The following is a 23,494-nucleotide window of genomic DNA, read 5'->3' on the forward strand; positions in this document are numbered from 1 at the left end:
GGAGAGTGGGAGAACGAAGCATCGGCCTAACGGAGCACGAGCTTCAGGGCAGCGAGCAGTTGCGCGTTTTCGTCGGGGGTGCCAACGGTCAGGCGCACGCAGTTCGCAAGCAATGGGTGCATTTTACCCACGTTTTTGATCAGAATCCGGGCAGACAGCAGCGTGTCAAAAACCGCCGCCGCGTCGGGCACGCGCACGAGCAGGAAATTGCCCGCACTTTCGAACACCTGGGCGCCCGGCAGCTTCGCCACTTCGGCGGCCAGCGTCGCACGTTGCGCGCGCAATTCGGCGGCCTGCGCATCGAGCACGTCGACATGGTCGAGCAGCAGATCGGCCGCCGCTTGCGTGAGGACGTTCACGTTGTAGGGCGGGCGCACCTTGTCGAACTCGTTGAGCCACGACGGACGCCCGGCCAGATAGCCGAGGCGGATGCCCGCGAGCCCGAGCTTCGACATCGTGCGCATCACGACCACGTTGTCGAACTCGCCCGCGCGCGGCATCCAGCTTTGCATCGCGAACGGCTGGTAGGCCTCGTCGATCACCACGAGGCTCTTCGCCGCTTGCGCCGCCGCGATCACGCGCTCGATGTCGGCGTCGTCGAACAGCGTGCCCGTGGGATTGTTCGGGTAGGCCAGCCAGATCACGGCGGGCGTGTGTTCGGCGATGGCCGCGAGCGTCGCTTCGAGGTCGAGCGTGAAGTCGGTCTTGAGCGGCACGCCGACGAACTCCAGCTGCGCGAACTTCGCCGACATCGCGTACATGACGAAGCCCGGCACCGGCGCGAGCACCTTCGCGCCCGGCTTCGCGCACGCCATGGTGATCATGCTGATGATCTCGTCCGAGCCGTTGCCGAGCAGCACGTCGCAGTCGGCGGGCACGCGCATCGTCTCTTTGAGCTTCGCGATCAGCGCCTCGGGGCGCGGCGCGGGATAGCGGTTGAGCGCGACCGCCGCGAGGCGTTCGCCCAGTTGCGCTGCAAGGTCGGCGGGCAGGGCAAACGGGTTCTCCATGGCGTCGAGCTTCACGAAACCGGAAGCGTCGGGCACGGGGTAACTCGTCATCGCGAGCACGTCGCGACGGATGATGTCTTGTGGTGTCGTCATGTCGAAAGGCGGCTCGCGAAAAGCGGGGCCGCCGGCACGGGCAGCTCGTCGAGCCGGCTGCCCTGGTTATCGTCGTGGTCTCTGCTGCGTGCGGGTCAAACTGAAGGTCAAACTGCTACGCCCCGCGCACTCGCGGGGCTGGCCATCGCGCGGCGTCTCCATGCCGCGCGGCGGCGCATTCAACCGGTTTCTGCCGGTTGCGAGGCGTGCCTTACACCTGCTTCATGCGGAATTCGGCGCTGCGCGCGTGGGCCTGCAGGCCCTCGCCGTAGGCCAGCTCGGCCGCGATCTCGCCGAGCGTTTGCGCGCCTTCCGCGCTCACCTCGATGAGGCTCGAGCGCTTGATGAAATCATAGACGCCAAGCGGCGACGAGAAACGTGCGGTACGAGACGTAGGCAGCACGTGATTCGGCCCCGCGCAGTAGTCGCCGAGGCTTTCGCTCGTGTAGCGGCCAAGGAAGATCGCGCCCGCGTGGCGGATTTCGGCGCCCCACTTCTGCGGCTCCAGCGCCGAGATCTCGAGGTGCTCCGGCGCGATCTCGTTGGCGATGGCGCAGGCCTCGGCCATGTCGCGCACTTTCACGAGCGCGCCACGGTTCGTGAGCGACGTGGCGATGACTTCGGCGCGCGGCATGGCGGGCAGCAGTTCGTCGATGGCGTCTTCCACGCGCTTGATGAAGCCCTCGTCCGGGCACAGCAGGATGGATTGCGCGAGCTCGTCGTGCTCGGCCTGCGAGAACAGGTCCATGGCCACCCAGCGCGGATCGGTCGTGCCGTCGCAAATCACGAGGATTTCCGAGGGGCCCGCGATCATGTCGATGCCGACCGTGCCGAACACGCGGCGCTTGGCCGAAGCGACATAGGCGTTGCCCGGACCGCAGATCTTGTCGACGGCCGGGATCGTATCCGTGCCGTACGCGAGCGCCGCCACGGCCTGCGCGCCGCCGATCGTGAACACGCGATCGACGCCGCCGAGCAGCGCCGCCGCCAGCACGAGCGGGTTCTTCACGCCGTCGGGCGTGGGCACGACCATGATGATTTCGCGCACGCCCGCGACCCGCGCGGGAATGGCGTTCATCAGCACGGACGACGGATACGCGGCCTTGCCGCCGGGCACATAGAGGCCCACGCGGTCGAGCGGCGTGACCTTCTGGCCAAGCACCGTGCCGTCGGATTCGGTGTACTGCCAGCTATGCGAGCCGCACTCGATGCGCTGCTTCTCGTGGTAGCCGCGCACGCGCGCCGCCGCCGCTTCGAGCGCCGCGCGCTGCTTGGGCTCGAGGCTTTCCAGCGCCGCTTCGAGTTCGCTGAACGGCAGCTCGAGCGCCGCGACGCTCGGGGCGGCCAGGCGGTCGAAGCGGTTCGTGTAGTCGAGCACGGCGGCGTCGCCGCGCGCCTTCACGTCGGCGAGAATCTGCGCCACGGAGCGCTCGATGGCCTCGTCCTCGCTCGCCTCGAAGGCGAGCACCGCGTGCAGCGCCTTTTTGAAGCCTTCGGCGCCGGAATCGAGTTTGCGCATCGTGATAGCCATGCTGGTATCCATCCGTTACGTTGTGCGCGCCGCGCCGTTCGAGGCGCACTGCGCGCGAGGCGGCGCGTGATTGCGCCTGCCCTTCGCTCCTGCTCTGTCAGCTCGCCTGCGTGCCGCGCGACGCGCGTTCGAACGCGTCGATGATCGGCCGCAGCGCGGCGCGCTTGAGCTTGAGCGCCGCCTGATTCACGACGAGGCGCGAGGAGATCTCCATGATCTCCTCGACCTCGACCAGATTGTTCGCGCGCAGCGTGCCGCCCGTGCTGACGAGGTCGACGATCGCGTCGGCGAGGCCGACGAGCGGCGCGAGTTCCATCGAGCCGTACAGCTTGATGAGGTCGACGTGCACGCCCTTGGCCGCGAAGTGCTGGCGCGCGGCTTCCGTGTACTTGGTCGCCACGCGCAGGCGCGCGCCCTGGCGCACCGCGTTCGCGTAGTCGAAGCCACCCTTCACGGCCACCGAAAGACGGCAGCGCGCGATGTCGAGGTCGATCGGCTGATACAGGCCGCCGCCGCCATGCTCGTTGAGCACGTCCTTGCCCGCCACGCCGAAGTCGGCCGCGCCGTACTCCACATAGGTGGGCACGTCGGTCGCGCGCACGATGATCACGCGCAGGTTCGGGTCGGTGGTCGGCAGGATCAGCTTGCGCGAGGTTTCCGGGTCTTCGGTCACATGCACGCCGGCCGCGGCGAGCAGCGGCATCGTCTCCTCGAAGATGCGGCCCTTCGAGAGCGCAAGCGTGAGCGGCGCGCTGGCCGCGGCCGCCGGCGTGGGCCTGGACTCGACCGTGCTCATTGCGCGCTCCCCTTGATCCGCTTCACGTTCGCGCCGATCTTCGTGAGCTTCGCTTCCATGCGGTCGTAGCCGCGGTCGAGGTGATAGATGCGGTCGATCAGCGTTTCGCCGTCGGCGCACAGGCCCGCGATCACGAGGCTCGCCGAGGCGCGCAGGTCGGTTGCCATCACCTTCGCGCCCGAGAGCTTCTCGACACCGGCGACGAGCGCCGTCTTGCCGTCGATCGTGATGTGGGCGCCCAGGCGATTGAGTTCCTGCACGTGCATGAAGCGGTTTTCGAAGATGTTTTCGACCACTTGCGAGGTGCCGTCCGCGATCGTGTTGAGCGCCATGAACTGCGCCTGCATGTCGGTCGGGAACGCCGGGTATTCGGAGGTGCGCACGTTCACGGCGCGCGCGCGCTCGTGCATGCGCACGCGCATCCAGTCGTCGCCCTCTTCGATCGTCACGCCCGCTTCGCGCAGTTTGTCGGTAACGGCGTCGAGGATGTGCGGGCGCACGTGGCGCAGCGTGACGTCGCCGCCCGCGGCCGCGACCGCGCACAGGAACGTACCCGCTTCGATACGGTCCGGAATGACGGTGTGGTGCGCGCCGTGGAGCTTGTCCACGCCTTGAATGACGAGGCGGTCGGTGCCGATGCCTTCGATCTTCGCGCCCATCGCCACGAGCAGGTGCGCGAGGTCGCCCACTTCGGGCTCGCGCGCGGCGTTCTCGATCACCGTTTCGCCATCGGCGAGCACGGCGGCCATCAGCAGGTTTTCCGTGCCGGTGACCGTGATCATGTCGGTGACGATGCGCGCGCCCTTCAGGCGCTTCGCGCGCGCCTCGATGAAGCCGTGCTCGATGTTGATCTCGGCGCCCATCGCCTGCAGGCCCTTGATGTGCTGATCCACGGGGCGCGCGCCGATCGCGCAGCCGCCCGGCAGCGACACCTTCGCCTCGCCGAAGCGCGCGACGAGCGGCCCGAGCACGAGGATCGACGCGCGCATGGTCTTCACGAGCTCGTACGGCGCGACGAGATTGTTGACCTTCGAGGCGTCGAGCTGCACGCGCGCGCCGTGCTGCTCGGTACGCACGCCCATCTGGCCGAGCAGCTTGAGCGTGGTGCGCACGTCCTGAAGGTCGGGCACGTTGTCGAGATGAACGGGTTCCGCGCTCAGAAGGCCTGCACAGAGAATGGGCAGCGCCGCATTCTTTGCACCGGAAACAGCCACTTCCCCTGCGAGCTTCTGCCCGCCGACGATGACGAGTTTATCCATGCCTGAGGTTTCCTGATCGGTGCGGCCGGTTTGCGGGGTCGCTTGATGTTGAGCTGCGCCGCTCGCGGCGGCGTCTTTGTCCTGGGTGATTCGCACTGAGATTCCAGATTATGCGTTCTGCCATTCGGCGGGCGTGAGCGTCTTCATGCTGAGCGCGTGGATTTCCTCGCGCATGCGGTCGCCGAGCGCCGCGTAGACGAGCTGATGGCGCTGGATCAGGCGCTTGCCGTCGAAGGCTGAGGAGACGATCGTCGCGAAGAAGTGCTGGCCATCGCCTTCGACTTCGAGGTGCTCGCACGCGAGCCCTGCCGAGATGTACTGCTTGATCTGTTCCGGAGTCGGCAACATGAGTATGGCTCCTGCTTAGTGACGCAGCTTGTACCCGCTCGCGAGCAAACGCATGGCGAGCGTGGCCAGCGCCACGAAAAACACGAAAACGATCGACAGGCTCACGAGCGGGTTGATGTCGGACAGGCCGAAGAACCCGAAGCGAAAACCATCGATCATGTAGAAGAACGGATTGAGCCGCGACACTTCGCGCCACAGGGGCGGCAGCGTATGCGTCGAGTAAAACACGCCCGAAAGGAACGTGAGCGGCATGATGAGAAAGTTCTGAAACGCCGCGAGCTGGTCGAACTTCTCCGCCCAGATCCCGGCGATCAGGCCGAGCGTGCCGAGGATCGCCGAACCGAGCACCGCGAAAGCGAGGATGTAGAACGGCGCGGCGAAGCTCATCGGAATGAACCAGATCGTCACGACGAACACGCCCGCGCCAACGGCGAGGCCACGCACGATCGAGGCGAGCACGTAGGCGCCGAACATCTCCCATGCAGCGAGCGGCGGCAACAGCACGAAGACGAGATTGCCCGTGATCTTCGACTGGATCAACGACGACGAGCTGTTCGCAAAGGCATTTTGCAGCACGCTCATCATCACGAGGCCGGGAATCAGGAAGCTCGTGTACTCCACGCCCGGATACACCTCGACGTGGCCGCGCAGCGCATGGCCGAAGATCGTGAGATAGAGCAGCGCGGTGATGACGGGCGCGAGCACGGTCTGGAAAGCGACCTTCCAGAAACGCAGCACTTCCTTGTAGAACAGCGTACGGAAACCGCTCATGCGAGACCCTCGACCACTTCAGGACCGTTCATCACCTGCACGAAGACATCCTCCAGATCGGCCTTGCGCACTTCCACTTCTTCGAGTTTGCAGCCGTTCGCGCGGCACTTCGCCAGAATGCGCTCCACGTCGTCGTAGCTCGCGAGGCGCAGCAGATGCTGGTGCGCGCTGGCGTTGGAAGGATCGACTTCGAGCGCGCGCAGATCGCTCGGCAACACGCCTTCCGAGAAACGCAAAAAGAGTTGCGTGCCCGCAAAGCGCTGCAGCAGCGCACTCGTGCGCTCGAGCGCGACCATCTCGCCGCGCCGGAGCATGGCGATGCGGTCGCACAACTGCTCGGCTTCTTCGAGATAGTGCGTGGTAAGGACGATGGTGTGCCCTTCGCGGTTCAGGCGCGCGATGAACTTCCAGAGCGTCTGGCGCAGTTCCACGTCCACGCCGGCGGTGGGTTCGTCGAGCACGATCACAGGCGGCCGGTGCACGAGCGCCTGCGCCACGAGCACGCGGCGCTTCATGCCGCCGGACAGCGCGCGCATGTTCACGTCGGCTTTCTCGGTGAGATCGAGATTGGCCATGACTTCGTCGATCCACGCGTCGTTGTTGCGCAGGCCGAAGTAGCCGGACTGGATGCGCAGCGTCTCGCGCACGGTGAAGAACGGATCGAACACCAGTTCCTGCGGCACGACGCCCAGGTTGCGGCGCGCGTTGCGGTAGTCGGCGACGACATCGTGGCCGCGGACGGCGATCGAGCCCTCGTCCGCGCGCGCGAGGCCGGCAAGAATGCTGATGAGCGTCGTCTTGCCCGCGCCGTTCGGGCCGAGCAGCCCGAAGAACTCGCCGTCTTCGACCGTGAAGCTGACGCCCTTGAGCGCCTGAAGCGACTTGTAGCGCTTCTTGACGTTACGGATTTCTATGGCTGGCATGACTAATACGCCGCCCGTTTGCGAACGGCGCGGCTCAAGAGTGCATCAATGCTGCGGGGAAGACCGGAATTGGGGACGGCTTATGAGGCCGGCTTTGCTGTCTCAGTGCACGCTTATTACATACCAAGCGGTACTTTTTGCGCCGAGGCAGCGCCCAAAAAACGGTTGATTATAGGCCAAGTCGGAAAGCGCGGCCTGGCCCTGGAGGGGAACGGCGTCGGCCCGGCAGTGCGGTGTGATACCGCTCGGACGCTAGCGTCCGGCCAGGCGACGCGGATCAATGTCGCTCGTCGAGAAGCGAATCGACGCCGTAGGCGCGCGCGAGAGAGGCGAGCGCGGGGGGCATGTTGAGTACGGCAAGGGAAGCGCCGCGCTCGCGCGCGGCACGCTGCCAGGCGATCAGCACGGCGAGCGCCGATGAATCGAACTGGGTGAGCGCTGCGCAGTCCACGGCGGTGGCGCCCGCCGAGATCTGCGCGAACCCGGCCGAGAGCGCGGCCTTCGCGCTTTCGTGGGTCAGGTTGGCACCGGTGGCGAAACGCTCGCTCACGAGGTCGCCTTGCCCGATGCGAGTTGCTGGTTACGCTGCGTGAGGAACTGGATCAGGCCGTCCACGCCGCCTTGCTGGATCTTTTCCTGGAACTGCTGCTGATACGCCTGGATGAGCCACGCGCCGAGCACGTTGATGTCATACACGCGCCAGCCTTGCGCCGTCTTGTAGAGGCGATAGTCGAGCTCGATCGGCTGGCCGCCGTTCATGACCGTCGAACGGACCACAACGTCGGTGTCGTCCGGGTTGGCGCGGAACGGCTTGTACTGGATCTGCTGGTCGCGCACCTGGGCGAGCGCGCCCGAGTACGTGCGGATCAGCAGCGTCTTGAACTGCTCGATGACCTGTTGCTGCTGCTCCGGCGTGGCCGTGCGCCAGTTGCGGCCCATCGCGAGCTGCGTGGTGCGGCGGAAGTCGGTGTACGGCAGGATCTTTTCGTTCACGAGCTGCGTGATCCTGCTGATGTCGCCGGACTGGATGGACTTGTCACCCTTGATCTGGCTCATGACCTGCTGCGTGACCGTCTGGACCATCGCGTCGGGATTGCTGGTGTCTACCGTCTGAGCGAACGCGCCGCCGGCAAACGAAAGAAACATGGCGAAAAACGGGTACAGAAAGAATTTTTTCATATCGAGTCCTGCTAGTTGGGGGACATCGCCCCGTTGGAACCAACGATATCACGCGAGATCTATCGCGCTGTGTCAAAACCGCCAGCAAAGTGCGACAAGCGTTTCTGCTTGTTACGTCAGACGTATAGGTCAGACGAACGCTCCGGCGAGGCGTTCCAGCACGCCGGAGCGCAGCGCTCAGTGCAGCCGCAGCATGCTCGGGAAGCCGATGCGCGCGGGCGGGATCATCTGGTCGCCCGGTACCGTGGTTTCCGACGCACCCACGGGTGCCGCGGCGCCGGCCGGGCCTTCCAGCGTGGCCGGGGCGGTCGTTGCGCCGTTCGGGTTGGCGGGCACCATGCTGGCCGCATTCGGCGTGGCCGCAGGCGCAGTGCCCGAAGCGGGCACGGCCGCACCGGCAGCCGCACCCGAAGCGGGGGCCGCCGCGCCCTCGTCGGTATCGTCGTACTTCGGCAGCGGCGCGCCATCGCCGTAGTCCGGCAGGTTGCTGTTGTCCGACGACGCGCGGCCATCCGACAACAGGTAGCGGCGGCGCTGCAGATAGGCGTTGCGGATGAACGAGTACTTGTCGATCGCCGCGCCTTCGAGCAGGTCGCTCGCGCCCAGCAGGTTGGCGCGCGTGCTCACCACGTTCAGGCCGTAGAGGCCCCACGACAGCGCGGCCGGATCCACATAGGTGAGCGGGTTGATGAAGTAGTTGGGCACGAGGCCGACGCCGTCACGCACCGTGCTCGGCCCGAACAGCGGCAGCACGAGGTACGGACCGGGCGGCACGCCATAGTGGCCGAGCGTGAGACCGAAGTCCTGGTTGTGCTTGGGCAGCTTTGCGAGCGTCGCGACGTCGAACAGGCCACCGAGGCCGAAGACCGTGTTGATCACGATCCGCATGATGTCCTCGACACCATCGGTGATCCTCAGCTGCAGGAAGTTGTTCGCGGCGTTGTACACGTCGCCGATGTTCGCGAAGAAGTTCGTCACGCTGTCGCGCACGGGTTGCGGCGTCACCTTCACGTAGCCCTGCGCCACCGGCTTGAGCGCGTACGTGTCAACCTTGTCGTTGAACGTGTACACCGTGCGGTTGAACCCTTCCCATGGATCTTCCTTCGACGGCGTCTGCACCGTCGAACAACCCCCGAGTGCAAGCGCTGCGACGCCAAGCGTAATGGCGCGCATGCGTATGGTCGTCATTCTTTTTCTCCTTCTTATTGGGCCGCCGAAGCCGCCGGTGCAGGCGCTGGGGCCGGCGCCGGTGCGGGCGCGGCAGCAGGCGCCGCATCCGTGCTCGCGCCGCTGGACGCCTTCGTGGCGCCCGAATCCGCCGCCTTGCTATAGAGGAACTGGCCGATCAGGTTTTCGAGCACGATGGCCGACTGCGTCATCGAAATGGTGTCGCCGGCCTTGAGCATTTCCGAGTCGCCGCCCGGCTCGAGGCCGATGTACTGCTCGCCGAGCAGACCCGACGTCAGGATCTTCGCCGACGTGTCCTTCGGAAACTGGTACTGCTGGTCGAGGTTGATCGTCACCAGCGCCTGATAGGTGTTGGAGTCGAAGCCGATCGAGGCCACCCGGCCCACGGTCACGCCCGCGCTCTTCACCGGTGCGCGCGGCTTGAGGCCGCCGATATTGTCGAACTTGAGCTTCACCGGGTAGGTGGACTGGAACGACAGCGAACTCATGTTGCCGGCCTTCAGCGCGAGAAACAGCAGCGCGATAAAGCCCAGCACCACAAACAGACCGACCCAGAAGTCGAGAGCATTCTTTTTCATCGTCATCCCAATGAGAATCCGTTGCGGCGTCGCTCACATGCGCGCCGCGCCGCCGGGTCGCTGCCCGGCGTCTTTAGCTGAACATCAGCGCGGTGAGCAGGAAGTCGAGGCCGAGCACCGCGAGCGACGCGTACACGACCGTCTTGGTGGTCGCGCGCGACACGCCCTCGGGCGTGGGCTTCGCCTCATAGCCCTGATAGAGCGCGGTGAAGGTCACGGCGAAGCCGAACACGATGCTCTTCACAACGCCGTTGCCCACGTCGGTCCAGACGTCCACGCCGCCCTGCATTTGCGACCAGAACGCGCCGGCGTCCACGCCGATCAGCACCACGCCCACCACGTAGCCGCCCAGAATGCCGACCGCGCTGAAGATGGCCGCGAGGATCGGCATGGCGATCACGCCCGCCCACATGCGCGGCGCGACCACCACGCGCACGGGGTCCACCGCCATCATCTCCATGGCCGTGAGTTGCTCGCCCGCCTTCATGAGGCCGATCTCGGCCGTGAGCGAGGTGCCCGCGCGGCCCGCGAACAAGAGCGCGGTGACAACGGGCCCGAGCTCACGCACGAGCGACAGCGCGACCAGCAGCCCGAGCGCCTGCTCGGAGCCGTAGCGGTTGAGCGTGTAATAGCCCTGCAGCCCGAGCACGAAGCCCACGAACAGGCCCGACACGGCAATGATCAAGAGCGAATAATTGCCGACGAAGTGGATCTGCTTCGTGACAAGACGCGGCCGGCGCAGCAGCGGGAAGAATTCGAGCACGAGGCGCACGAAAAAGCGCGTCGCATGCCCCGCGCGCGCGATCGTGTCGAGCACGGTGCGCCCGATCGAGCTGATGGCGCCGATCATGAGCGGCCTCCGCCAATGCCGAAGTCCGCTTCGAGCGGCAGGTTCGACGGGTAATGGAACCGGAACGGGCCGTCCGGCGCGCCGTCGATGAACTGGCGCACGATCGGGTCGGTCGAGGCGCGCAGCTCGTCGGGCGTGCCCTGCGCCTGCACCCGGCCGTTCGCCATGAAGTACACGTAGTCGGCGATCGCGAACGACTCGGGCACGTCGTGCGTGACGAGGATCGAGGTTGCGCCGAGCGCGTCGTTGAGCGTGCGGATGAGGTTCGCGGTGATGCCGAGCGAAATCGGGTCGAGACCCGCGAACGGCTCGTCGTACATCATGAGTTCGGGGTCGAGCGCGATGGCGCGCGCGAGCGCCACGCGACGCGCCATGCCGCCGGAAATCTCCGAAGGCGCGAGGTCGCGCGCGCCACGCAGGCCGACGGCGTTGAGCTTCATGAGCACGAGGTCGCGGATCAGCGCTTCAGGCAGATCGGTGTGCTCGCGCAGGGCGAAGGCGACGTTCTCGAACACCGACATGTCGGTGAAGAGCGCGCCGAACTGGAAGAGCATGCCCATCTTGCGGCGCAGGGCGTAGAGGCCGTCGCGCGATTGCGCGCCGACGTCTTGGCCGCCGAACAGCACCTGGCCGCGCTGGGCGCGAACGAGGCCGCCGATCAGACGCAGCACTGTCGTTTTTCCGCCACCGGAGCCGCCCATGACTGCCACTACCTGACCGCGCGGGAAGCGCATGTTCAGGCCGGACAGGACGAGCCGGTCGCCGTATCCGAAGTCGACGTCGCGCAGCTCCAGCAGGGTCTCAGAGGTTGAGGGCACGTGGCAGACAGTCCATTTACACGAAGGCGGGATTATAGGGCCATCGTGGAAAACCTGCCGTGACGCCCCTGGACCCGTTGATGTAAGCCGCAAACGCCCGCTGCTGCGGGTTGCGGCCCCCTCGGCACCTGGCCGCGCACGCGGCGCAGCCCGATGCCAGGGCGGACCATTATTGCGTAAACGCGTTGCGCAATGCAGCAACCGCGGCAGCCGGGTCGGCCGCCTCGGTCACGGCGCGCACTACCGCTGCGCTGCCGGCGCCCGTGGCGAGCACTTCGGGCAGCACGTTGCCGTCGATGCCGCCGATCGCCACCATCGGCACGACACCGTCCAGCAGCTTCACGTAGCGGGCCAGACGCGCGAGTCCCTGGGGGGCCGTCGGCATGGCCTTGGTCGTGGTGGCGAAGACGGCGCCGCAGGCGAGGTAGCTCGGACGGAAATGCAGCGCCGTGAGCATCTCGAAGTAGCCGTGCGTCGAGAGGCCAAGGCGCACGCCGGCCGCCGCGATCGCGCCGAGGTCGGCTTCGCGCAGGTCTTCCTGGCCGAGGTGCACGCCATAAGCGCCGGCCGCGACGGCCTCCTGCCAGTGATCGTTGATGAAGAGCTGCGCGTCGTGCTTGCGGCCCGCCGCGACGCAGCGCTCGATTTCGCTCGTGAGCGCCGGCGACTTCGGCTGCTTGCTGCGCAGCTGCACCGTCTCGACGCCGAAGTCGAGCACGCGCTCGACCCACTCGGCCGTGGGCAGCACCGGATACAGGCCGAGCTTCGCGGGACACGGCGCGAACGGCTGCGCGGGCGCGGCGGGCAGGCCCAGCACGCGCGGAAAACGCTCGATGTCGACGGGCCAGGCGTCGGCCTGCTGCTCGTCGCCGTCGCGCCAGGCGAGCGCGAGCACGAGCGCGTCGTGCGGATCGAAGCCGCAGTCGAGGAACGCCGCCAGCGCCGGGATCCAGTCTTCCGCCAGCTCGCCCTCGAGCGCGTAACGCTCGCCGCCCAGATGCAGCGTGGCGCGCGCCGCCTTCGGGTGTTCGCCCGCGGCTTCGATCACGCCCGCGCCGTCGGTCATCCAGCGCGCGATGTTGGCCAGATGCGGCGCCGCGTCGGTCACGATGATCAGATCGCCGCCGTTGGGCGCGTCGGGCGGCGTGAGACAGATGCGCCACGGCGCATGCGTGGGCTGCCAGTCGCCCAGGCACGCGCGGATGCGCTCCGCCGTTTCGGTGAGTTCGTCGGCGGGCGGCCAGAACAGTTCGCGGTCCTGCAGGCGCAGCGTTTCAGTCATCGCTTGTCTCCATCCTGGTGCCAGAAAGGCATGCCCACCACGGGCGTGCTCGCGACCGCCGCTTCGCGCTCGGCCATCGGTCCGGCGAGAAACGCGGCGCGTCCCGCCTCGACGCCCTGCGCGAACGCGCGCGCCATCGCCGCGGGATGCGTGGCCTGCGAAACGGCCGTGTTGAGCAGCACGCCGTCGAAACCCCACTCCATCACCTGGCACGCGTGCGAAGGCACGCCCAGGCCCGCATCGACGATCAGCGGCACATCGGGCAAGCGCTCGCGCAGCACGCGCAAGCCGTAGGGGTTGATCACGCCCTTGCCGGTGCCGATCGGCGCGCCCCACGGCATGAGCGCCTCGCAGCCCGCGTCGAGCAGACGCCGGCCAATCACGAGATCCTCGGTGCAATACGGCAGCACCTTGAAGCCATCCTTCACGAGGCGCGACGCGGCCTCGATCAGGCCGACCGGGTCGGGCTGCAGCGTGTAGTCGTCACCGATCAGTTCGAGCTTGATCCAGTCGGTTTCGAAGACTTCGCGCGCCATGTGCGCCGTCGTCACCGCCTCGTTGACGGTGAGGCAGCCGGCCGTGTTCGGCAGGAGCGGCACGCCGTGGCGCTTGAGCAGGTCGAAGAAGCCGGCCTCGGCGGTGCCCTCGTTCATCTGGCGGCGCAGCGCGACGGTGATCATGCCGGGGCGCGCGGCGGCCATCGAGTCGGCGAGCGACTGCAGCGACGGATAGCGCGACGTGCCGAGCAGCACGCGGCTCGCGAAGGTTTCGCCGTAGAGCGTGAGCGCGTCGGCGGTGGAGGTGGTGGTCATGGGTTGGAATCCTTGGCGGTGTCGTGAACGCGCTCGCCGTGTATGCGATGCGCGCGACCGGAGGCTTGGGCGAGCGAGGCTCAGCCGCCGGCCACGGGGCTCACGACGTCGAGGCGGTCGCCCGCCTGGAGCGAGCGCGCGCCATGCTGGGTGCGCGCCACGAAATCGCCGTTCAGGGCGACGGCGAACGGCGGACGCGCACCGAATGCGGTGAGCGCATCGGCGACAGTCGCGCCCTCGGGCAGCGTGATCGGCTTCTGGTTGATATGAATGTCCATGGCAAATACGTTCTCAAACTGCGGATTGTTTCTGGTGAGGCGTCAGGCCGGCTCGTGCGCGCCCTGCGCGTGCAGCATCTCGCCCCAGCGCGACGCGCGGCGCAGCGACTCGAAGGAATCGGCATCGCTCACGCGGGCGTCGAGCAGCGCCTGGGCGACGCGCGCGGCTTCGTCGGCGACTTCCGGCGCGATCATGAAGCCGTGCCGATAGAGGCCGTTCACGCGCAGCGTGGTCTTGCCGTCCCAGATGAGCGCCGGGCGGTGGTCGGGCAGCGTCGGGCGGCACTGCGTATTCAACTCGAGGATGCGCGCCTCGCCGAACGCCGGATGCACCGCAAACGCCGCGCTCAGCAGTTCGAGCGCCGAGCGCACGCTCACGGGCGAACGGTCCTCGCCTTCGATCTCGGTCGCGCCGATCACGAAGACATCGTGTTCCTTGGGCGCGATATAGAGCGGATAGCGCGGATGCAGGAGCCGCACCGGGCGCGTGAGCGTGATGCCGGGCGCGTGCACGCGCGCGACTTCGCCGCGAATGCCGCGCAAACCCGGCAGCGAAGGTTTGGCGCCCAGCCCGCGGCAGTCGATCGTCACGCGCGCGGGCGGCGGATTGGCCTCGTCGACCGTGGTGTGCCAGTGGGTATCCACGCCGCGCGCGGCGAGCCCCGCCGCCAGCGCGGCCAGGGCCTGGCGGTTGTCGAGCTGGCCCTCGCCTTCGAGCAGCCAGCCGCGCGCGAAGCGCCCGGCGAGCGCCGGTTCGGCGGCGTCGAGCTGCGCACCGGCGAGCGCGACGAAGTTGGCATCGGCGAGCGAGCGCGGCGCATTCGCGCGCACGCGGCGCTCGAAGAGCGGGGCTTCGGTGCGATCGGCGCTATGCCAGACCACGAGCGTGCCGTTGCGCTGGAAGAACACGGGCTCTGGCAGCTCGGCCAGGATGCGCGGCCAGGTTTCGAGCGACGCCACGCCAAGCTCGGTGATGAGCAGTTCGGCGACAGCGGCCTCGGCGAGCGGCGCAAGCATGGCCGCCGCGACCCAGGCGGCGGCTTCGCCGCCTTCGGGCCCGCCACGCTCGTAAAGCGCGACGCGATGGCCCTCGCCGGCCAGACGCCATGCGACGAGCCGGCCGCTCAGGCCGCCGCCGAGCACGGCGAAGTCGGGCACGCTGCCCACGTTATGGTTGCGGGCGCGGCTCATGACGATGCTCCGTCACGCAAGGCGAACGCGATAAGAATCGGGGAACAAAGAGAATAGGCGGTCATCGTATCCTTTCCGTACGGCAGCAGCAGACGTACCCAAGGACGAAACCGGCTGGCAAGGCCGACCGTGGAGGCTATGCGGCGCAGACGGCCCGTACGGAATGCGTACGAACCCATGCGCCCAAAGCGCAGCCCGGCGGGAAACCTGGCGCCCCCGCCTTTTCAAAACCCAGGCTGGGCGCTCCGGTAAGACTTTCTGGAAACTTCCCGCGCCGGTATTACCCGGATCGGGTGCAAAGGGTTTCTCTCAGCCTCACTGGCGGCATGCCCGGCATACCGGTGAAGCACCCCTGTTTCGTCAACGACGATTAGACCACAAAACGCGCGCGGCCCGCAAACCTCGACGGAACCGGGGGACGTGGTCTGGCACAATGCCCTGAACCCGCCTCTTTCGCCTCGCAAGCCCGCGCGGTGAGACAATGGGCGCCACGCTACGGCGGCGCCGGCGTGCGCTTTTGTCCACGCCTGGCGCCGGTTTTGGCTCCGCCTGTGACCCGTTAAGACTCACTTAAGCGCCCGACGACAGAATCGCTGCAAAAATCGCTGCAACGCTGCCGCCGTGCGGCGCGCGGCGCATGCCCCCAGCGGGCCGCCACACCTTCAGGACGCACATGACCAACCAACCTGCCCGCGCCACGCCCGATCAGAACGAGCATCAGAAGATCACCGCGTGGAGCCTGATCAAGCCCTACTGGGTCTCCGAGGAACGCTGGATCGCCTGGGGCCTGCTCGTCGCGATCATCGTGATGAACCTGCTCGTCGTGTGGATCAACGTGCGCCTGAACGGCTGGAGCGCGGAGTTCTACAACGCATTGCAGGCCAAGGACGTCAAGCGCTTCCCGCCGCTGTTGATGACCTTCACCGAACTGGCGTTCGGCTTCATCATCCTCGCGGTGTATGGCCGGTATCTGCGCCAGATGCTCGGCTTTCGCTGGCGTCAGTGGCTCACCACGCGGTTCCTGAACGAGTGGCTCGGCAAGGGCGCCTTCTACCGCATCGAGCGCGACCGCCTCGCCGACAACCCCGACCAGCGTATCAGCGACGACCTCCAGTCGTTCGCCACGACCACCCTGTCGCTCACGCTCGACCTGCTCTCGACGGTCGTCACGCTGATCTCGTTCATCACGATCCTGTGGACGCTCGCGGGCGCGCTCACCGTCACGCTGGGCGGGCAGCCGCTCGCGATTCCGGGCTACATGGTCTGGGCCGCCGCGCTCTATGCCGTGTTCGGCTCGCTCGTGATCCAGAAGGTCGGCCACCCGCTCGTGTCGATCAACTATCAACAACAAAAGGTGGAAGCGGACTTCCGCTTCGGCCTGATCCGCCTGCGCGAAAACGCCGAGCAGATCGCCCTCTACGACGGCATGGACACCGAGCGCGGCAACGCGCAAGGCCTCTTCGCACACATCAAGGACAACTGGTGGCGCGTGATGAAGTACACGAAGCGCCTCACCTTCGTGCTGAGCTTCTACGGCCAGATCGCCATCATCTTCCCGCTCGTGGTGGCCGCGCCGCGCTACTTCGCGGGCGCCTTCACGTTCGGCGTGCTGATGCAGATCTCGCAGGCGTTCGGCACCGTGAGCGACTCGTTCTCGTGGTTCATCAACAGTTACTCCACGCTGGTCGAATGGCGCGCTACCGTGAATCGTCTGCGCGAATTCGTGCGTGTGGTGCACTCGCCGCGTCTGAAGGAATCGGTCTCGCCCGCCACCGAGCACGGCGGCATCAACCTGCACTTCATCGACAACAACGAGCTCGCCACCGAGCACCTCAAGCTCTCGCTGCCCAACGGCACGCCGCTCTCGGAAGTGCGCGACATCGCCATCAAGCCGGGCTCGCGCTGGCTCGTGCGCGGCCCCTCGGGCGCGGGCAAGAGCACGCTGATGCGCGCGCTCGCGGGCCTCTGGCCGTTCGGCGAAGGCTCGATCGACGCGCCTGTCGATGCGCGCATGATGTTCATCCCGCAGCAGAGCTATCTGCCCATCGGCACGCTCAAGGCGGCGCTCACCTACCCCTCGCCCGCCGACGACTACAGCGACGAAGACTGCCGCGAAGCGCTGCGCGCCTGCCGCCTCGAAGAGTACGTGGATCGTCTCGGCGAATCGGCGCACTGGACGCGCGTGCTCTCGCCGGGCGAGCAGCAACGCCTTGCGGGCGCGCGCGTGCTGCTGCACAAGCCCGACTATCTGTTCCTCGACGAAGCGACGAGCGCGCTCGACCCCGACAACGAAAGCCGGCTCTACAAGCTGTTCATGGAGCGCCTGCCCAAGGCGGCGATCGTGAGCGTCGCGCACCGCGAGTCGCTCGCGGCGTACCACCACGACACGCTCGAGATCGAGCGCATGCCCGAAGAGCGGGTTGCCGCGTGAGTGCAAGCGCCGAGCGCCCTGAACGCGTCGTGCTGATCACGGGCGCGGGCTCGGGGATCGGCGCGGCGCTCGCGCGGCGCATCGCGGCGCCGGGTGCGGCGTTGATGCTGCACGCGCGCGGCGCGGATGAGGCGTCGCGCGCGCGGCTCGCCGCCGTCGCCGCCGGGTGCGAGCAGCGCGGCTCGGCCTGCGCCACCGCGTACGGCGATCTCGCGCAGGCCGGCCAGGCGAGCGCGCTCGTGGACGCCACGCTCGCGCACTTCGGCGCGCTCGACCAGCTCGTCGCCAACGCCGGGCATGCGCAGCGCCAGACGCTCGCCGCGCTCGACGCCGCGTCGCTCAAAGGCGCATTCGCGGCCATGCCCGCCGCATTCGCTGCGCTCGTGCAACGCGCGCGGCTAGCGCTGGAACGCTCGGCGCGCGCCCGCGTGGTCGCGCTGAGTTCGTTCGTCGCGCACCGCTACCGCGCCGGCGCGCCGTTCGCGGCCACCGCCGCCGCGAAGGCCGCGCTCGAATCGCTGGCGAAAACCGCCGCGGCGGAGCTGGCGCCGCACGGCGTGACCGTCAACTGCGTCGCGCCAGGCTATACGCGCAAGGACAAGGGCCCCACGCCGGAAAACGCGCCGGTGTGGGAGCGCGCGGCGCAGGAAACGCCGCTCGGCCACGTGGCCGATCCCGCCGATGTCGCCGAACTCATCGCCTTCCTGCTCTCGGACGCCGCACGCCACATCACCGGCCAGGTGATTCATGTCGATGGCGGGCTTACGCTCTAGCGCCGTGCGGTCCCCGCGCCATCGTTCGCTCGCTATCGAACTAAACCCGAACTAAACATCGGAATACAACGATAGCGGGCGCCCCCAAATTGCCCCTCGCCTCAGCGCGGTTTCGCACCGTAAAATACCCCTCCAGCACACCGGAGACGGGCGGCGTCGCACCGCGCAGCCCGCCAGCGTCAAGCGCACACGCCACCCAATGCGTGCTGCGCCGGCCGGGTCGCAAGCGCCGCACGCGCCGCTCGCCCGGTTCGTTGCGCGCACAACGAATATGGGGGAAGACACGCGATGGGCTACTTTCACTGGTTCACCGAGTTGAACGCGCGCGAGCGGCGCACGCTCTACGCGGGATTCGGCGGCTACGCCGTCGATGCGTTCGACTTCATGATCTACTCGTTCCTGATCCCGACGCTCATCGCGACCTGGGGCATGAGCAAGAGCGAGGCCGGCATGATCGCGACCAGCTCGCTGATCTCGTCGGCGATCGGCGGCTGGCTCGCCGGCATCCTCGCCGACCGCTACGGCCGCGTGCGCGTGCTGCAGTGGACCATCGCCACCTTCGCGCTCTTCACCTGCCTCTCCGGCTTCACGCATTCGTTCTGGCAACTGCTCGCCACGCGCACGCTGCAGGGCATCGGCTTTGGCGGCGAATGGACGGTCGTCACGATGATGATGGCCGAAACGATCCGCTCGCCGCAGCATCGCGCCAAGGCCGTGGGCACGGTGCAGAGCAGCTGGTCGTTCGGCTGGGGCGCGGCCGCCATCCTGTACTGGGCCTTCTTCGCCCTGCTGCCCGAGGAATACGCGTGGCGCGCGTGCTTCTGGATCGGCATCGTGCCTGCGCTCTGGATTCTCTACGTGCGCCGCAACGTGAGCGACCCCGACGTGTTCGTCGCCACGCGCCGCGCGCGCGAAAGCGGCGCGATCCAAAGCCACTTCATGCAGATCTTCGCGCCCGCGCATCTGGCCACCACCCTGCTCGGCAGCGCGCTGTGCACCGGCATGCTCGGCGGCTACTACGCGATCACCACCTGGCTGCCCACCTACCTCAAGACGGTGCGCCACCTTTCGGTGTTCAACACGAGCGGCTATCTGATCGTGCTGATCGTCGGCTCGTTCACGGGCTACATCGTCGGCGCGATCCTGTGCGACAAGATCGGCCGGCGCGCCTCGTTCATCCTGTTCGCCATCGGCTCGTTTGCGCTCGGCATGGCGTACACCATGCTGCCCATCACCGACACCGCCATGCTCCTGCTCGGCTTTCCGCTCGGCATCGTCGTGCAAGGCATTTTCGCGGGCGTGGGTGCGTATCTCTCGGAGCTCTACCCCAACGCGATCCGCGGCTCGGGCCAGGGCTTCTGCTACAACCTCGGACGCGGGCTCGGCTCGTTTTTCCCCATTCTCGTAGGCACGTTCGCGCAAACCACCTCGCTCGTGAAGTCGATCGGCGTGGTGGCCGGCGCGGGCTATCTGCTCGTGATCGTCGCGGCGCTGTGCCTGCCGGAAACGAAGGGCAAGGCGCTGACCGAGGAAGTGCCTGCTGCAGGTAGCGAAAGAGCGTCTGCGGAGTCCACTGCACGATGAGCGCGAACATGCTGCAATACCGACCGTCCCTCCCTGTTGTGCGACCGGCATGAAAACGATCGTCCTCGGCGCCGGTGTGATCGGCGTCGCTACTGCGTACTATCTGAGCGAACGAGGCTGCGACGTCACGGTCGTCGAACGGGAACCGGGGGTCGCGCTCGGCACGAGCTTCGGCAACGCCGGCGTCATCGCGCCGGGCTATGTCACGCCGTGGGCCGCGCCCGGCATGCCCGCGAAGCTCATCAAGTATCTGCTCAAGCCCACCTCGCCGCTCATCTTCCGGCCCACGCTCGACGCCGCGCAGTGGCGCTGGATCGCGCGCTGGCTGCGTGAATGCGATCTCGCGCGCTTTCGCGTGAACAAGCAGCGCATGCAGCGCATTGCCTATTACAGCCGCGAATGCCTGCACGCGTTTCGCGCCGCGCACGCGTTCGAGTACGGGCGCAGCCAGGGCTATCTGCAGCTCTTTCGCAGCGACTACGACCTCGAACTCGCGCAACCGGCGCTCGGCGTGCTGCGCGATGCGGGCATCGTCTATCGCGAACTCGATGCCGCCGCCTGCGCGCAGGTCGAGCCGGGGCTCGCCTGGTCACGTGTGAAACCGGTGGCGGGCGTCTATCTGCCCGAGGACGAGGCCGGCGACTGCGCACGCTTCACGCGCGAGCTGCGCTCCGTCTGCGAAGCACGCGGCGTCGCGTTTATGTTCGATACCGAAGTGCTCGCGCTCGAAGCCGCGGGCGGCAAGGTAAGCGGCGTGCGCGTGCGCGCGGTGCCCGGACGGCGCAAGGCGAACAACCGCCGGGACCGGCGCGAGCAGCGCCGCGCACCGGCCGAGGTGCTGCGCCCGGCCGAGCGCAGCGAGCCCGCCGACGACACGCCCCATACGCTCGCCGCCGACGCCGTGGTGGTCGCACTGGGCGTGGAGAGCGCGGCGCTCGTCGCGCCGCTTGGCGTGCGCGTGCCGCTGTATCCGGTGAAAGGCTATTCGGCCACGCTGCCCGTGGTCGACGAGCAGAAAGCCCCGCGTGCCGCGCTCATGGACGAGTCGCTCAAGACGGCGATCACGCGCTTCGGCCCGTATCTGCGTGTGGCGGGGACGGCCGAGCTGGGCGACCATCGCGCGACGCTGCGCGAGCAGGCGCTGCAAACGCTCATGAAGGTGCTCGACGACTGGTTCCCGCACGCCGCCACGCCTTCGTCGGCGCAATTCTGGGTGGGGCGCCGGCCGATGGTGCCGGACGGCGCGCCGCTGCTCGGCACGTCGGGCGTGGATGGCCTGTGGCTGAACGTCGGACACGGCTCGACGGGCTGGGCGATGTCGATGGGTTCTGGCCGCGTGCTCGCGGATCTCGTCACACAGCGCTCGCCGGAAATCGATCTCGATGGATTGACGCTGGCGCGGTATCGCTACTGAGCGTCGGTCGAAACTCCACTGTGTGGCGCCGACGCCTCAATCGAGCGCGACACTCGCCAGTGCCTCGTAGCGCGCGCCCTGCCTCGCCAGCGTGCTCGAATACAGCACCAGCGACTCGAAGCGCAACGGCGGCAGCGCTTCCCCGCCGCTCGCCGCCGGCGCGCCCACGGCGTCGCGCGCGAAGCGCGCGAGCGTCACATGCGGGCGAAACGCTCGCGCGTCGAGCGGCAACCCCACGTCTCCCATGAGTGAACGCACGTGCCAGTCGAGCGCCGTGAACGCATCCGACATCGCGAGCACGGCCACCATGAGGCGCGGATGCACGCGGCCCGGCCAGCATTCGATATGCGTGACCTGTGCCGGCGGGAGGAGCGGCGCGTGCTCGGCGAGCCGCCGCGAGAGCACGTGTCCCTGGTCGAACGACATCGCACCGATGAACGTCACTGTCAGATGGAGTTGCGCATAGGGCACGCGCCGCGCATTGGGCGGCACGTCGAGCGCGGCGAGCGCATCGCGCGACGCCGCAGTGGGCGAAAGCGCGATGAAGCAGCGCCGCCATTGCTGCGTGTCACGATCGGTCTCGCGGGCTTCGGACATGATCGGCGGGCCTCGTTCGGTCGGGCAATCGCGTCATGGTAATCCTCTCGCGCGAGGCGCGCGCCCATGCAAACCCGCAGCACGAAAGTAAAAAGCCGGGTCACCCTTGCGGGTGCCCGGCTTCTGTCGTTGCGTCTCCTGCCGTCTCCCGTGCGTCCCGGCGAATTGCGGGACACACCGGATTTATCGCGGCAACTCCGAGCTGCCCATCAAATACGCATCGACGGAACGTGCGCATTGACGACCTTCGCGTGTCGACCAGAGTTAGCGCTTTAGCGCTTACTCTGGTCCCAATCCGCGGTTTAACGCGGCAACTCCGAGCTGCCCATCAGGTACGCATCGACGGAGCGCGCGCATTGACGGCCCTCGCGGATCGCCCACACCACGAGCGACTGGCCGCGGCGCATGTCGCCGGCGGTGAAGACCTTGTCGACCGACGTGTAGTACGCCTTCTCGCCTTCGGTCGAGGCACGCACGTTGCCGCGCGCGTCCTTCTCGACGCCGAATGCCTCGAGCACCGGCGACACCGGCTGCGTGAAGCCCATGGCGAGCAGCACGAGATCGGCCTTCATTTCGAATTCCGAGCCCGGCACTTCGACCATCTTGCCGTCCTTCCACTCCACGCGCGCGGCGACCAGCTTCTCGATCTTGCCGTTCTTGCCTTCGAGGCGCTTGGTGGCGACCGACCAGTCGCGCGAGCAGCCTTCGTCGTGCGACGACGACGTGCGCAGCTTGATCGGCCAGTACGGCCACACGAGCGGCTTGTTCTCTTCCTCGGGCGGCTGCGGCAGCAGTTCGAACTGCGTGACGCTCTTCGCGCCGTGACGGTTCGAGGTGCCCACGCAGTCGGAACCCGTATCGCCGCCGCCGATCACGACCACGTGCTTGCCCTTGGCGAGCAGCTGGTTCGGCAGCTTGTCGCCGGCGTTGACCTTGTTCTGCTGCGGCAGGAACTCCATGGCGTAGTAGATGCCTTCGAGTTCGCGGCCCGGCACCGGCAGGTCACGCGGCGTTTCCGAACCGCCTGCGATCACCACGGCGTCGAACTGGTCCTTCAACTCGTCCGGCGAGATCGTTTCCTTCGCCGTGTTGCCGATGTACGCAGGCAACTCGCCGCGGCCGATGAACACGTTGGTGCGGAACGTCACGCCTTCGGCTTCCATCTGGCGCATGCGGCGGTCGATCAGCCACTTCTCCAGCTTGAAGTCGGGGATGCCGTAGCGCAGCAGGCCGCCGATGCGGTCGTTCTTCTCGAACACCGTCACGTCGTGACCGGCGCGCGCAAGCTGCTGTGCGGCGGCGAGGCCCGCGGGGCCCGAACCGACCACGGCAACCTTCTTGCCCGTCTTGTGCTTCGCGACTTGCGGCGCGACCCAGCCTTCGGTCCAGGCCTTGTCGATGATCGCGTGCTCGATCGACTTGATGCCGACCGGGTCGTCGTTGATGCCGAGCGTGCACGCCGCTTCGCAGGGCGCCGGGCAGATGCGGCCCGTGAACTCGGGGAAATTGTTCGTGGAATGCAGGACGTCGATCGCGCTCTTCCAGTCCTGGCGGAACACGAGGTCGTTGAAGTCCGGAATGATGTTGTTGACCGGGCAGCCGTTATTGCAGAACGGGATGCCGCAGTCCATGCAGCGTGCGCCCTGGATCTTCGCGTCGGCGTCGGAGAGCGCCGCCACGAATTCCTTGTAGTGCTTCACGCGCGTGAGCGGTGCTTCGTACGCCTCATGTTGGCGCTCGAACTCGAGAAAACCGGTTGCCTTACCCATAGGGTTCTCGTCTATCTCT

The 23,494-nt window shown here is 67.3% G+C and carries 23 protein-coding genes and 1 riboswitch; of the genes, 4 read left to right on the top strand and 19 right to left on the bottom strand.

All coding sequences use genetic code 11. The features are described from left to right. Window positions 1-26 precede the first annotated feature (26 nt). From hisC to AB4Y35_RS38615, 17 genes are all read right to left on the bottom strand, one after another. Window positions 27-1,103 (bottom strand): histidinol-phosphate transaminase, encoded by a 1,077-nt coding sequence (hisC, locus tag AB4Y35_RS38535; protein WP_368708553.1) that lies wholly within the window; start codon window positions 1,101-1,103, stop codon window positions 27-29. A 211-nt stretch (window positions 1,104-1,314) separates the two neighbouring features. After that, a complete protein-coding gene (hisD, locus tag AB4Y35_RS38540; protein WP_368696506.1) occupies window positions 1,315-2,634 on the bottom strand; it encodes a histidinol dehydrogenase in 1,320 nt (439 codons plus the stop codon). A 97-nt stretch (window positions 2,635-2,731) separates the two neighbouring features. Beyond that, window positions 2,732-3,430: an ATP phosphoribosyltransferase gene (gene hisG / locus AB4Y35_RS38545; RefSeq protein ID WP_069268253.1), complete on the bottom strand. Its 699-nt coding sequence runs from the start codon at window positions 3,428-3,430 to the stop codon at window positions 2,732-2,734. Beyond that, the gene (murA, locus tag AB4Y35_RS38550; protein ID WP_368708554.1) at window positions 3,427-4,689 is read right to left on the bottom strand and encodes a UDP-N-acetylglucosamine 1-carboxyvinyltransferase; all 1,263 of its coding nucleotides are present in this window, start codon (window positions 4,687-4,689) and stop codon (window positions 3,427-3,429) included. The genes hisG and murA overlap by 4 nt, the downstream gene beginning before the upstream one ends. Window positions 4,690-4,797: 108 nt before the next feature. After that, window positions 4,798-5,037 (bottom strand): BolA family protein, encoded by a 240-nt coding sequence (locus AB4Y35_RS38555; protein ID WP_028206568.1) that lies wholly within the window; start codon window positions 5,035-5,037, stop codon window positions 4,798-4,800. A gap of 15 nt (window positions 5,038-5,052) precedes the next feature. Next, entirely contained in the window at window positions 5,053-5,808 is a 756-nt protein-coding gene (locus tag AB4Y35_RS38560) for an ABC transporter permease (protein WP_042269663.1), read from the bottom strand. Next, window positions 5,805-6,731, bottom strand: a complete 927-nt coding sequence (locus AB4Y35_RS38565; protein WP_342924268.1) for an ABC transporter ATP-binding protein — start codon at window positions 6,729-6,731, stop codon at window positions 5,805-5,807. Before AB4Y35_RS38565 ends, AB4Y35_RS38560 begins: the two co-directional genes overlap by 4 nt. 277 nt (window positions 6,732-7,008) lie before the next feature. Further along, entirely contained in the window at window positions 7,009-7,281 is a 273-nt protein-coding gene (locus AB4Y35_RS38570) for a lipid asymmetry maintenance protein MlaB (RefSeq protein ID WP_368708555.1), read from the bottom strand. Further along, window positions 7,278-7,910: a phospholipid-binding protein MlaC gene (locus AB4Y35_RS38575; RefSeq protein ID WP_368691454.1), complete on the bottom strand. Its 633-nt coding sequence runs from the start codon at window positions 7,908-7,910 to the stop codon at window positions 7,278-7,280. Before AB4Y35_RS38575 ends, AB4Y35_RS38570 begins: the two co-directional genes overlap by 4 nt. A 177-nt stretch (window positions 7,911-8,087) precedes the next feature. After that, window positions 8,088-9,098, bottom strand: a complete 1,011-nt coding sequence (locus tag AB4Y35_RS38580; protein WP_368691453.1) for a VacJ family lipoprotein — start codon at window positions 9,096-9,098, stop codon at window positions 8,088-8,090. A 14-nt stretch (window positions 9,099-9,112) separates the two neighbouring features. Further along, window positions 9,113-9,676: an outer membrane lipid asymmetry maintenance protein MlaD gene (gene mlaD / locus AB4Y35_RS38585; protein WP_342924264.1), complete on the bottom strand. Its 564-nt coding sequence runs from the start codon at window positions 9,674-9,676 to the stop codon at window positions 9,113-9,115. A gap of 73 nt (window positions 9,677-9,749) precedes the next feature. Continuing rightward, window positions 9,750-10,526: a lipid asymmetry maintenance ABC transporter permease subunit MlaE gene (mlaE, locus tag AB4Y35_RS38590; protein WP_368691451.1), complete on the bottom strand. Its 777-nt coding sequence runs from the start codon at window positions 10,524-10,526 to the stop codon at window positions 9,750-9,752. After that, window positions 10,523-11,344, bottom strand: a complete 822-nt coding sequence (locus AB4Y35_RS38595) for an ABC transporter ATP-binding protein (protein WP_368708556.1) — start codon at window positions 11,342-11,344, stop codon at window positions 10,523-10,525. Before AB4Y35_RS38595 ends, mlaE begins: the two co-directional genes overlap by 4 nt. A 169-nt stretch (window positions 11,345-11,513) precedes the next feature. After that, on the bottom strand, window positions 11,514-12,626 hold the full coding sequence (gene thiE / locus AB4Y35_RS38600) for a thiamine phosphate synthase (protein ID WP_368708557.1): 1,113 nt from the start codon (window positions 12,624-12,626) through the stop codon (window positions 11,514-11,516). Beyond that, window positions 12,623-13,438 carry a thiazole synthase gene (locus AB4Y35_RS38605; RefSeq protein ID WP_254317701.1) on the bottom strand — a complete coding sequence of 272 codons (816 nt, stop codon included), beginning with the start codon at window positions 13,436-13,438 and terminating at the stop codon, window positions 12,623-12,625. The genes thiE and AB4Y35_RS38605 overlap by 4 nt, the downstream gene beginning before the upstream one ends. Window positions 13,439-13,518: 80 nt before the next feature. Further along, window positions 13,519-13,716, bottom strand: coding sequence for a sulfur carrier protein ThiS (thiS, locus tag AB4Y35_RS38610; RefSeq protein ID WP_342949827.1), 198 nt, complete (start codon window positions 13,714-13,716; stop codon window positions 13,519-13,521). Window positions 13,717-13,758: 42 nt separating this feature from the next. Then, window positions 13,759-14,907 (bottom strand): FAD-dependent oxidoreductase, encoded by a 1,149-nt coding sequence (locus AB4Y35_RS38615; protein ID WP_368708558.1) that lies wholly within the window; start codon window positions 14,905-14,907, stop codon window positions 13,759-13,761. Window positions 14,908-15,156: 249 nt separating this feature from the next. After that, window positions 15,157-15,271: riboswitch (TPP riboswitch) on the bottom strand. 309 nt (window positions 15,272-15,580) lie between these two features. On the opposite strand from AB4Y35_RS38615, the gene AB4Y35_RS38620 reads away from it, so the two are divergent. The 4 genes from AB4Y35_RS38620 to AB4Y35_RS38635 all read left to right on the top strand — a co-directional run bounded on the left by AB4Y35_RS38620 (window position 15,581) and on the right by AB4Y35_RS38635 (window position 21,109). Then, window positions 15,581-17,338, top strand: coding sequence for an ABC transporter ATP-binding protein/permease (locus AB4Y35_RS38620; protein WP_368691446.1), 1,758 nt, complete (start codon window positions 15,581-15,583; stop codon window positions 17,336-17,338). Further along, window positions 17,335-18,111: an SDR family NAD(P)-dependent oxidoreductase gene (locus AB4Y35_RS38625; protein ID WP_368708559.1), complete on the top strand. Its 777-nt coding sequence runs from the start codon at window positions 17,335-17,337 to the stop codon at window positions 18,109-18,111. Before AB4Y35_RS38620 ends, AB4Y35_RS38625 begins: the two co-directional genes overlap by 4 nt. A gap of 288 nt (window positions 18,112-18,399) precedes the next feature. Continuing rightward, the gene (locus tag AB4Y35_RS38630) at window positions 18,400-19,695 is read left to right on the top strand and encodes an MFS transporter (protein WP_368708560.1); all 1,296 of its coding nucleotides are present in this window, start codon (window positions 18,400-18,402) and stop codon (window positions 19,693-19,695) included. Window positions 19,696-19,744: 49 nt separating this feature from the next. Beyond that, window positions 19,745-21,109 carry a D-amino acid dehydrogenase gene (locus AB4Y35_RS38635; protein ID WP_368708561.1) on the top strand — a complete coding sequence of 455 codons (1,365 nt, stop codon included), beginning with the start codon at window positions 19,745-19,747 and terminating at the stop codon, window positions 21,107-21,109. Window positions 21,110-21,145: 36 nt separating this feature from the next. Here the strand turns inward: AB4Y35_RS38635 and thpR are convergent, their stop codons facing one another. Next, on the bottom strand, window positions 21,146-21,706 hold the full coding sequence (gene thpR, locus AB4Y35_RS38640) for an RNA 2',3'-cyclic phosphodiesterase (RefSeq protein WP_368691443.1): 561 nt from the start codon (window positions 21,704-21,706) through the stop codon (window positions 21,146-21,148). A 302-nt stretch (window positions 21,707-22,008) separates the two neighbouring features. Next, entirely contained in the window at window positions 22,009-23,475 is a 1,467-nt protein-coding gene (locus tag AB4Y35_RS38645; protein WP_368708562.1) for a glutamate synthase subunit beta, read from the bottom strand. Between the last annotated feature and the right edge of the window lie 19 nt (window positions 23,476-23,494).

Origin of the sequence: Paraburkholderia sp. EG286A, assembly GCF_040965375.1 — a bacterium.
GTDB lineage: Bacteria > Pseudomonadota > Gammaproteobacteria > Burkholderiales > Burkholderiaceae > Paraburkholderia.

What these genes read in the sequence shown, in the direction of transcription:
- mlaD (WP_342924264.1), bottom strand. Translation starts at nt 9,676, where the DNA reads ATGAAAAAGAATGCTCTCGACTTCTGGGTCGGTCTGTTTGTGGTGCTG.
- AB4Y35_RS38565 (WP_342924268.1), bottom strand. Translation starts at nt 6,731, where the DNA reads ATGCCAGCCATAGAAATCCGTAACGTCAAGAAGCGCTACAAGTCGCTT.
- mlaE (WP_368691451.1), bottom strand. Translation starts at nt 10,526, where the DNA reads ATGATCGGCGCCATCAGCTCGATCGGGCGCACCGTGCTCGACACGATC.
- hisC (WP_368708553.1), bottom strand. Translation starts at nt 1,103, where the DNA reads ATGACGACACCACAAGACATCATCCGTCGCGACGTGCTCGCGATGACG.
- AB4Y35_RS38635 (WP_368708561.1), top strand. Translation starts at nt 19,745, where the DNA reads ATGAAAACGATCGTCCTCGGCGCCGGTGTGATCGGCGTCGCTACTGCG.
- AB4Y35_RS38560 (WP_042269663.1), bottom strand. Translation starts at nt 5,808, where the DNA reads ATGAGCGGTTTCCGTACGCTGTTCTACAAGGAAGTGCTGCGTTTCTGG.
- murA (WP_368708554.1), bottom strand. Translation starts at nt 4,689, where the DNA reads ATGGATAAACTCGTCATCGTCGGCGGGCAGAAGCTCGCAGGGGAAGTG.
- AB4Y35_RS38615 (WP_368708558.1), bottom strand. Translation starts at nt 14,907, where the DNA reads ATGAGCCGCGCCCGCAACCATAACGTGGGCAGCGTGCCCGACTTCGCC.
- AB4Y35_RS38630 (WP_368708560.1), top strand. Translation starts at nt 18,400, where the DNA reads ATGGGCTACTTTCACTGGTTCACCGAGTTGAACGCGCGCGAGCGGCGC.
- AB4Y35_RS38645 (WP_368708562.1), bottom strand. Translation starts at nt 23,475, where the DNA reads ATGGGTAAGGCAACCGGTTTTCTCGAGTTCGAGCGCCAACATGAGGCG.
- hisG (WP_069268253.1), bottom strand. Translation starts at nt 3,430, where the DNA reads ATGAGCACGGTCGAGTCCAGGCCCACGCCGGCGGCCGCGGCCAGCGCG.
- AB4Y35_RS38555 (WP_028206568.1), bottom strand. Translation starts at nt 5,037, where the DNA reads ATGTTGCCGACTCCGGAACAGATCAAGCAGTACATCTCGGCAGGGCTC.
- hisD (WP_368696506.1), bottom strand. Translation starts at nt 2,634, where the DNA reads ATGGCTATCACGATGCGCAAACTCGATTCCGGCGCCGAAGGCTTCAAA.
- AB4Y35_RS38605 (WP_254317701.1), bottom strand. Translation starts at nt 13,438, where the DNA reads ATGACCACCACCTCCACCGCCGACGCGCTCACGCTCTACGGCGAAACC.
- AB4Y35_RS38620 (WP_368691446.1), top strand. Translation starts at nt 15,581, where the DNA reads ATGACCAACCAACCTGCCCGCGCCACGCCCGATCAGAACGAGCATCAG.
- thiE (WP_368708557.1), bottom strand. Translation starts at nt 12,626, where the DNA reads ATGACTGAAACGCTGCGCCTGCAGGACCGCGAACTGTTCTGGCCGCCC.
- thiS (WP_342949827.1), bottom strand. Translation starts at nt 13,716, where the DNA reads ATGGACATTCATATCAACCAGAAGCCGATCACGCTGCCCGAGGGCGCG.
- AB4Y35_RS38575 (WP_368691454.1), bottom strand. Translation starts at nt 7,910, where the DNA reads ATGAAAAAATTCTTTCTGTACCCGTTTTTCGCCATGTTTCTTTCGTTT.
- AB4Y35_RS38580 (WP_368691453.1), bottom strand. Translation starts at nt 9,098, where the DNA reads ATGACGACCATACGCATGCGCGCCATTACGCTTGGCGTCGCAGCGCTT.
- thpR (WP_368691443.1), bottom strand. Translation starts at nt 21,706, where the DNA reads ATGTCCGAAGCCCGCGAGACCGATCGTGACACGCAGCAATGGCGGCGC.